General features: G+C 48.8%; 7 protein-coding genes. 3 read left to right on the top strand and 4 right to left on the bottom strand.

The genetic code is table 11. The annotated features are described in order from the left end of the window. Nucleotides 1–1,039: 1,039 nt before the first annotated feature. From EKG36_RS20300 to EKG36_RS20285, 4 genes are read right to left on the bottom strand one after another with little or no spacing between them, the layout of a single operon-like run. Entirely contained in the window at nt 1,040–2,413 is a 1,374-nt protein-coding gene (locus tag EKG36_RS20300; protein ID WP_126487097.1) for a PIN-like domain-containing protein, read from the bottom strand. 57 nt (nt 2,414–2,470) lie between these two features. Continuing rightward, nucleotides 2,471–3,607: a hypothetical protein gene (locus tag EKG36_RS20295; RefSeq protein ID WP_126487096.1), complete on the bottom strand. Its 1,137-nt coding sequence runs from the start codon at nt 3,605–3,607 to the stop codon at nt 2,471–2,473. A 3-nt stretch (nt 3,608–3,610) separates the two neighbouring features. Then, nucleotides 3,611–4,876 (bottom strand): hypothetical protein, encoded by a 1,266-nt coding sequence (locus EKG36_RS20290; protein WP_126487095.1) that lies wholly within the window; start codon nt 4,874–4,876, stop codon nt 3,611–3,613. A 60-nt stretch (nt 4,877–4,936) separates the two neighbouring features. Beyond that, complete coding sequence (locus EKG36_RS20285) at nt 4,937–5,221, bottom strand: hypothetical protein (protein WP_126487094.1); 285 nt, start codon at nt 5,219–5,221, stop codon at nt 4,937–4,939. A 110-nt stretch (nt 5,222–5,331) separates the two neighbouring features. Between EKG36_RS20285 and EKG36_RS20280 the strand changes: the two genes are divergently transcribed. From EKG36_RS20280 to EKG36_RS20270, 3 genes are read left to right on the top strand one after another with little or no spacing between them, the layout of a single operon-like run. Continuing rightward, a complete protein-coding gene (locus EKG36_RS20280) occupies nt 5,332–5,538 on the top strand; it encodes a MerR family transcriptional regulator (protein ID WP_246007580.1) in 207 nt (68 codons plus the stop codon). Next, the gene (locus EKG36_RS20275) at nt 5,535–6,290 is read left to right on the top strand and encodes a hypothetical protein (RefSeq protein WP_126487093.1); all 756 of its coding nucleotides are present in this window, start codon (nt 5,535–5,537) and stop codon (nt 6,288–6,290) included. Before EKG36_RS20280 ends, EKG36_RS20275 begins: the two co-directional genes overlap by 4 nt. Further along, entirely contained in the window at nt 6,287–6,511 is a 225-nt protein-coding gene (locus EKG36_RS20270) for a hypothetical protein (protein WP_126487092.1), read from the top strand. The genes EKG36_RS20275 and EKG36_RS20270 overlap by 4 nt, the downstream gene beginning before the upstream one ends. The last annotated feature ends 118 nt before the right edge of the window (nt 6,512–6,629 follow it).

Raw genomic sequence — 6,629 nt, 5'->3', positions numbered from 1 at the left:
GATGGTCAGGCTCATCGGAGGTGCCATCTTCTGAAGGATGGCTTCCTTCCGCTCTGCGGGGTAACGCATGTTGATCACCTCTCAATCCGTTTAGGTGACAACTACGCTGACAGATAGGGCTGAACACGGGGCGGGAGTTCCACTTCGGCGCCCAAGGGGCTGACATTGTCGGGACGCCTGTAAGCGATTACCTACTATCGGGTAAGAGCTTGACCCGAGGCTCGTAAATACAAAGGAAAATTAAGTATCGCCAATGTTGCCTGCCGGTGATTCAGGATACATTGGATATGCTTGCGGAACCCCTGCAAAGTAAGGCAAGCAAAATCTTGGCCCGCCGTCCGGCGGGCTTTTTTGATCGCCACTGCTCAAGAGAAAGAACGCCGGGGCAGATGTCGGCACGCAGTGGACAGACACAAAAAAACCGCCTCGATGGGCGGCCTCTTGTGCTCTGCAACGCTTTGATTATCCCGACGTTTCGATGGTGCCGGCACCAGGAGTCGAACCCGGGACCTACTGATTACAAGATTCTGCTAATTCAGCAGGTTAGAGCTTACTGCGCCCAAAATCAGTGCCTTACGCAGCTTCTCCCCATCATATTGGCTCGCCATGGCATTGCCCCGTAGACACGATGTCGTCACTGCGCTGTCTGCGGTGCTGGTCATCCCATCCTTACGGCGCGTGTCAGCGTTGGCCTACATCCCCGCCTGGCTTTGATCTCTACCCTCTAATGAAACGGGAGGGTTCAGCTATGGCCGATATCACGATGATGCCTGATCCTAGTGGACGCTGGGTGATGATGTGCCCCTGTGGAGCCACAGAGATAAGGGCTCCCGATGGGCCCTCTTGGGCGGCTTTTGAATTACGCATGTTAGAGGGCACCCTCTACAGCATTGCCTGCCATGCTTGCGGGCATATTACCGAGCATGTGATGCACCATGAAGCAGCTGGAGCCACCCAATTTGACTAAAAAAAAGCCAACACTCAACTCATTAACACCGTAACTTAATCTATAAAATCAGCCTCCTTGTTGACATAGGAGTCAATCATCATCTAACCCCTCTAACTTACTGACATTTACTTGGAACTCATTGCTAAGCGTATAAACCTCATCTTTCAGCTTCTGGATTTCTAATTTTGTATCGTCAATACTGGAAGCGATATGGTTCACCTCCCCCCAAGCAGCAGTATAATCTTTCATCAAACTCATGCCATCCTTCAATTGATGAACCTCCTTTTTATTGCTTAAAGCATTCATCTCACTCTCTTTGCACTCTTTCAAAGACCTAAGATCGTGCAGCTCTTCTCTCAGCTTATTCATTTTAAATTTACGATCATCCAGAGCACTACCAAAGAACTCTACAGCAGCTTGAAGTCTAACCCTCTCTTCTTCTTTTAAATAATCGCTTATCCAGTTATCACTATCCTCCGAAAACCCTCTCACCTCATCTACAATCTCTTCACTTACCTCTTCATCCAAGTTCTCTCTTGCCAGAACCAAAAAACGATCTGCCTGGTACATTTGGAAAGTTCTGCCTGTTGTAACAAAAAACTCTTCCACTAGTTCAGGTCTGGGCCCAATGGTACGGTGCCCAGATTTCTCCCACCAGTCTTCTTTCTTGTCATCAGTGACTAGTACCACATCAACACTATCATTTACTGCTTTATCTAAGATTTGTTTCCAGACTATCAAGTCGCCATACTTTCTCGTCCTCTCAAACACACTTCCATTCACATCCCCTTTTCCAGCATCTTTATAGCCAGGAGGTATTTTGTGAGCATACCTTTGGTCACCCTCTTCAATTATTTTTTTAATGCTCTCATCATCATATGGCTCGCCTACACAGCCTTCAAAAACTTCTGAAACGGATGCTTTTATCTCATCATCTGAAACTCGATTCGCAAGAACATCCTTGTTTTCTGAAAGCTCACTAAGCAACCTTTCAAAAAAACTCTCAGCTTGCGACATAACCTCTTTGCTCACAAAAGGCTGCTTTCTAGGACTTTCTAAACTCTTCTTTAATTCATCCACACCTTTGATTGCATCATCATATGTTTTTTCTTGACTTGCGATAACAGAAGCTCTGTTTATCAAAAACTCTTCTGCAGCTCTATTTGGAATCCAGATGCGATCTTTGAACTTTTCAAAAATATTGAAAAATTCTTGCCTAGTTGAATCAGAATAGCGATAAAGATTTAGAATAATATTTGCATCAAAAACAAACAAACAACTCTTCCAAACTTCCTTCACCTCTACTTCAGAGCCCTTAAAATGGCCTGGAAACATATTTCTCATACCACCCCCTGCACTGAAAACAACAACACCTGGAATATAAATAACAGAATATTTTAACGCAGGAAGGGGCGCCTCCCTTCCAAGATAAAAGAACCTCGTGGCGCCTAACCTTCTATCCAATAACTTTCAGCTTGCCAATTAAAATTAAAGCAATATTTTTGTTTTCGCAGGCCGCCTTTATTCAACCCCCCCCTCTTCGGCCACATCAACTTCCCGACCTTTATCTGGGGAATCTTGCTCATCCTCATCCGTCTCTGTATTTATCTCAGACTCAAAAGCAACATAGCAGAGATGTATTACCTCACATAACTCAACACATATACGCCCCCAATTCATTTCATGGAGCTTTTTCACTTCCTGCCCCGACCTGAAATGCACAACAGAGTTCCGCAGCGAATATAAGCTCTTTGAAACCACATCGGGCTTGTCAGGCTCATCACACCCTAGTGCCAAACCAAGCCGCTCGACAGCATCTAGACTTATATCTTTCATAAGGCGTGTCAAAGCCCCAAGCTCGAAAGGCTTCCAGCCTATTACACCTCTAAGTTCAACAAGCAAATCACTTGCGTATGTCTTCTCAGAAAACTTGTTAGCAAGCTCTTTTGACTCAGGAATTCCGTATAGGTATTCAATACAGCGATAAAGTTCTAAAAAAGTATGCTTCCAACCTAAGCTAGTTACCGAATTAAGAACACAGTCGTAAGGTATTACTTTCCTTCCATTAACGCATAACCCCGCCACAGCCTCATGAAAGTTCCGTCTTTCATCATCGTTATTATTTACACATTTTGAAAAAATACATGCTGCCAGCCTATTCACCTCATTCTCTGACAGCTCTTGCCAGTCCTGAGACATAAAAAGCCTTACTGGCCGAGTGAACTCATGACAAACATCAGCTGGAATATGGCGAACGCCCCCTATATCCAGCTCGTGATTTTCCATGTCATTCAACAACAAATCATATGCTTTACCAAATTGCTCAACCTCAACATTAAATAAATCGACACTCGCCCCTACGAGAGTATAATAGCCAGCATGTAAACCCATTTCCTCCAAAGGCTCAACATCTATCTCTTGAGACTCGGGAACATCAACTAACGCTATAATCAAGCTATCAGCATAAGCAATACCAAACACAGACCCCCAATAAGATTTAATCGGAAGCAAGACCTTCGCATGCTTTAAAACTTGCTTTTCATCATTTGTAGTTTTTATGCATAACTTTTTAAAAGTCAGCCCATACCCATGCCTTTGAGCATGTTGTTCCACATGCCCAAAAAAGCTTGTGTTGGCTTCAATCATGTCGCGTGCCATGTCTCAGGATCTCCAGCAAACACCCATATTTGGCACGGTAAACCTTTCCTCTAGAAGAACCCTAAATGCTCCTCTAAAGAAATCCCTTTCCATATCACCGACTTTCCCACCTCTCATCTTGCTAATCATTTCATTAACAGTATCGAACTCCATGAACTCCCTTAAACCTTCAGGACTCTGGTTTTCCAAAGCACCTAAAAACCCATCAAAAGAACCATAAAGTTCTGCCTCTTTCTTCCTTACCTTTTCACTATCATTATCCCAGCCAGGGCGACCTAACATAAACTGAGAAAACACAGAAACCAGTGAAGCTAAAACAGGTTGACTGTTAAGGAAGTCTTTTCCCTCTCGAAACCTTCCGCCAGATTCTTTCTCCATTCCCCAAAGAATATAGTCAAACCTAACCACTCTCTTCAGTAACTCGCAGAACATAGAAATAACAGACTCTCGCGAAGATGTCTCGATAATATCTAATCGAGCATATTCTTCTGCCACCTGTTCTTTAGCATCAATCTTTTCAGTCCTAGAAGCAAATATCAAATACAACTCAAGCACTCTGTCAGCCTGAAAATTACCTGGGTTTTTCCTGTATTCATTTTCATCAATGCCTATCAGGTTTATCCCAGGAACCTCCCTTTCAATCTCAGTCTTAAGAGGCCGCATTATTACTTCAATTTGCCTCCTCAGATTCCATGGAACCTGACCAGTATTCAGGACAAGCATTCTATAAATCAGAGAGCTCGTTTCCCGTGCAACCCAAAATTCAACCCTAATCTTTCTTTCGGATAATTTCTCTCTGACTTTTTCATCAGTAGCTTTTAAGTATGCATCATACATGGCTGTTGTACGCTGCATACCGTCAATTATTGCTATTTCTTCTTCATTCACACCTCGAAGGCCATCTTCCAGAGAAAACTCTTCAGGTGATTCATTTACTACTCCATAAAGATCTTTTGATGCGATTCCGATAACGACTGGTGGCAATACAGCGCCGTTAACAAAATCTTCCACCATTCGATTTCTAATTCTTCTTGCACTCTTTGTGGTTATCGCTTTTCTTTGACCTTCAAGACCACCACCCTCATTATAGCTATGCGCAACCAAGTTAAGATAATCTTTGAGTGAAAAAATCGCTACAATTGAATAGCAGTTTGACTTCCTGTCTAAAAGAATCTCTGACATTTTAAACCTCAGTCCCTGTATTGCATTTTTATGAGACACAAAAAAATATGTGATTAACTTTTTCCGAGCTGCTTGGTTACTGCTCAAGGCCGACCTCCTATCCCTGGAGCCTGCCGCCCTGGTACCACCTTGCCGCCGCCTTCCTGGCTAGTCGGTATCCGTCCCTGTCTGCTTGAGCGTCTTCCGCGCCTTCTCGATCTCCGGGCTCACCTGCCCTGCCACCTCATTAACCTGCCCTGTCATCAGCCACAGCGTGTACTTCGGCCACACGCTACAGACCGCCTCTAGTAGCTCTCCTTTTGGGGCACGACCTGTCTGCTCGAGGCTTTCGAGCGTTTTCTTATTGATTCCAACGAGTTGCGAGAACTCATGACGACCGCTCGTCTCGACCTCGCGGATTTCGCGCATTCGGCGCGTGAGTTCGCTTGACATACCCCAACTTCTCAGTACACTCAAATTATAGGGTACCAACTAGTTAGTACACCTCAGTTTTCACTACTCCCTGAAAAGTAACACAACCAGCCACAGCGAGCAGGTACGACATGGAAACGAGCAACGCGCCCCAGGTCCCGGCCTCAGTGCCAGTCATGACCATCGAGCGGTTCGCCGAGCTGACCGGCCTGACCCCCGACACCGTCCGTGGGCAGCTCCAGCAGGGCAACCTTCCCCTGATCAAGGTCGGGCGTCGTCGCCTCGTTAATGTCGCCATGCTGACCGCTGAGTGCATGAACGCGGAGGACTGGGCATGAGCTTCGATATCCGCTTCGAGAACGAGCGCACCACTGACGGCTGCATCTTCGTCGACTTCCACTTCGATGCGCCCAGCTACCAGGAGCCCATCGACCTCGCGGGTGAGGCCCGTCAGATGTCCGTGTCGGGCAATGACCACGGCTTTATCTACGGTTCCGATCTGCTGGGTTGGGACGTGGTGCTTGGAACCCGCATCACCCCTGACCAACTGGAAGGCATCGATATTCCCGGCATCACCTTCCGTACCCGTGAAAGTGGCGGCGTTTCCGCCTTCGACTTCGCCACCCAGGCCGCCGCCCGCGCCTTCATCACCCACGTCTATGAAGCCTTCTATGAGGCGTTTTACCTCGGCTTCGACACCTACACCCTGGACGAGGCTCCGGCCGCTGACACCGCCCCCTCGGCCCGTCCGGCACCCGTTTCTCCCCGTAGCGTCCCTGCGTTCCCCGCGCCTTTGGCCCGCGACGTCGCCACGCCTGCCCTGCCCCGATCCCCTGGCAAGGCGACCGAGCGGGCTGCTTTTTACGGGACGGCGGTTTATCCACACCTGCACCAGGGCACCCGCTACGCCTGGCCCGCCGCGCAATGTCTCGCTGATCGCCCTGGTGTTGATGTTGCGCCTTTTCACCCCCGCCAAGGGTCCGCTCCCCCGGCGGCGAACCGACACGAATCTTCGATTCGTGAGGGTCGTTGCCCGACAACCGCAGGGCGTCAGTGCCTGACCATCCACCACCCGAGGAACACCCCATGACTACTGCCACCGCCACCGGCAAGAAACAGTCGATCCGCGTGTTCCTGGACGCCGCCGATTACGGCCGCTACCTCGTCCAGGCCGGCACGCACCACGTTACCCCCTCCGCCCTGGGCGAGCTGCTGATCCAGGACGGACTGGCCCGCCTGGAGCGCGATGACTTCACCGCGCTCGGCCTGGCCACCGCATCGCCCGCCTCCCACGACTCAGGAGCCAATTGATGTTGTCCCCTGCCCGTCACCCGTCGCCCATCGGTCGCACGGCTCCCCGAGTCGGCGCCATGGGCCCCGTCCAGGGCGAGGGGGCGAGCGCAGCGAGCGCCCTTGACGGGGGCCAGGG

It is taken from the genome of Halomonas nitroreducens (assembly GCF_003966155.1).
Classification (GTDB): Bacteria; Pseudomonadota; Gammaproteobacteria; order Pseudomonadales; family Halomonadaceae; genus Halomonas; species Halomonas nitroreducens.
Note: the sequence above shows the minus strand (reverse complement) of the source record. Positions and strands in the feature narration are given on the sequence as shown.

Excerpts from the sequence above, each read along its gene's own strand:
- EKG36_RS20295 (WP_126487096.1), bottom strand. The coding sequence starts at position 3,607 with ATGGCACGCGACATGATTGAAGCCAACACAAGCTTTTTTGGGCATGTG.
- EKG36_RS20285 (WP_126487094.1), bottom strand. The coding sequence starts at position 5,221 with ATGTCAAGCGAACTCACGCGCCGAATGCGCGAAATCCGCGAGGTCGAG.
- EKG36_RS20280 (WP_246007580.1), top strand. The coding sequence starts at position 5,332 with ATGGAAACGAGCAACGCGCCCCAGGTCCCGGCCTCAGTGCCAGTCATG.
- EKG36_RS20275 (WP_126487093.1), top strand. The coding sequence starts at position 5,535 with ATGAGCTTCGATATCCGCTTCGAGAACGAGCGCACCACTGACGGCTGC.
- EKG36_RS20270 (WP_126487092.1), top strand. The coding sequence starts at position 6,287 with ATGACTACTGCCACCGCCACCGGCAAGAAACAGTCGATCCGCGTGTTC.